Consider the following 1,827-nt stretch of genomic DNA (forward strand, 5'->3'; position numbering starts at 1 on the left):
TTTATGTTCTACTATCTAGTTTGGTTTTATATACAGATTTTTCAAGAACAATTTTATCTGTTATATCAAAAAAACAACAAAGTAAAGAGACTGGAATAAATCAGAAAGGAAGAAATTTTGAACGTCATATTAACGGCTTAGCAAAAAAACAATTTTCTAAACAGTCTGGTGGAATAAAACGGAGTATTGATGGGGAGACATTTGAAATTGACGGAATTTTTTTTAAAGATGGGACATTAGTTATTCTAGAAGCTAAAACACAAAATCAGCCAACTAATATCATTGAGTTCTACAAGAATCAAGTTGAATTAAATAATTACATAGAAAAATTTAAAAGAAATTCTAAATATTTTACTGACAATGAGAAAAAAATAATAGCAAAAAAACTTGGGATATATAGTAGTGATATAAAACGAGTGATAAATATGTTGGTTTCCAATGTTAGTCAGTATAATTCAAAACAAGATGAAGTATATATTATTGATGAGATTGATTTTTATAATTTTATGAATAGGAGAACACCTCAGATTCATGTTAGGGAAAAAGAAAATATATACTCTGTAGATATATTTCCTCAATTATATTCTGGTGAGGCAACTGTTGAACAATTATTAAATCTTTTACAATCAAATCAGAAAAGAGAATTGATTACGCAAAGAATAAAATATAGAAATATACAGTGTAACATAGGTGATAAAACGATCTCATTAAGTTTTAAGATATTAGAAGATATCAATGATACTATATTGTAGTTTCGATAAAATTATCTAAATATGTCAAATTTGGGAGGATTTTTGGAAAACCTCCAAGAAAACTAGGAATAATCTCTTTTCACTGATATGAAAGATTTCTCCTAGCTTACGCTATCTTGTATAGAGAAAGCAATGAAACCGGAAGATTATATATATTATCAAAGTAAGAAATCTTCAAGAGGTAGACAAGTTAGAACTTGTGAGACAAGAACGGGAAAAGCAGATCAGGCTTGCTGAGTCCTTTTTAGACAAGGAAAAAGAGTTTGTCGACTTGAGAGAGTGATAGGAGGCATAAAGTACCAATCCTAGAATTGGCATCTAGAAGTTGACTATGTTAGGATGGAAAGATAGTCTTAAAAATTTTAGTTGATTCATCTTGAGAATAGCTATTTTTAAAGGGAGTAACAATCTATGAACGAGAAAACCAAAGCATACTTAGCGGCCTTATCCTTTTCAGCCATCATTGGTTTTTCTTTTTTATTTACTAAGATTGCTTTGGGCTATGCTAGTCCTCTCACAAACTTGGCACATCGCTATACAATCGCTACTCTGGTATTGGTCATCCTTCATCAAACAAAACTTATCAATGTGAGTTTAAGTAGAAAAGCTATTCTTTCTATTCTGCCTATGAGTCTTTTCTATCCACTTCTCTTTTTTATTTTCCAATCCTTTGCCTTACAGTATATATCGTCTTCTGAAGCGGGAATTCTACAGGCACTTGTCCCGATTTTTACTCTCCTTTTGGCATCGGTCTTTCTCAAGGAAAAGACAAGTTTGTTGCAAAAGTTCTTTTTAATTTTATCCGTAGCAGGAGTAGTTTTCATCTTCCTTAGTAAAGGAGCGAACTTTAGCACGGAAACTGCTAGCTTGGGCTTTCTCTTGATGTTGGGATCTGTTCTCGCCAATGCGATAAACAATATCCTCAGCAAGGCTAAAGGAGGTCGCTATGGGGCTATGGATATGACAGCTGTTGTGATAGTTGTTGGCTTCGTCACCTTTAATACGCTGAGTCTGACTTCTCACTATCTAGAGGGGAATATATTAGCTTACTTTGCGCCACTTGGACAGGTGTCCT

Annotated in this window: 1 protein-coding gene and 1 pseudogene; both read left to right on the forward strand. The window is 32.8% G+C overall.

Annotation, left to right across the window (positions count from 1 at the left end; all coding sequences use genetic code 11):
* Positions 1-752: pseudogene (locus tag SORDD16_RS03570) on the forward strand (hypothetical protein); the annotation flags it as partial.
* A gap of 411 nt (positions 753-1,163) precedes the next feature.
* A partial coding sequence (locus SORDD16_RS03575; RefSeq protein ID WP_241733961.1) for a DMT family transporter occupies positions 1,164-1,827 on the forward strand: 664 nt, incomplete at its 3' end.

It is taken from the genome of Streptococcus oralis, from assembly GCF_001578945.1.
GTDB lineage: Bacteria > Bacillota > Bacilli > Lactobacillales > Streptococcaceae > Streptococcus > Streptococcus oralis_Q.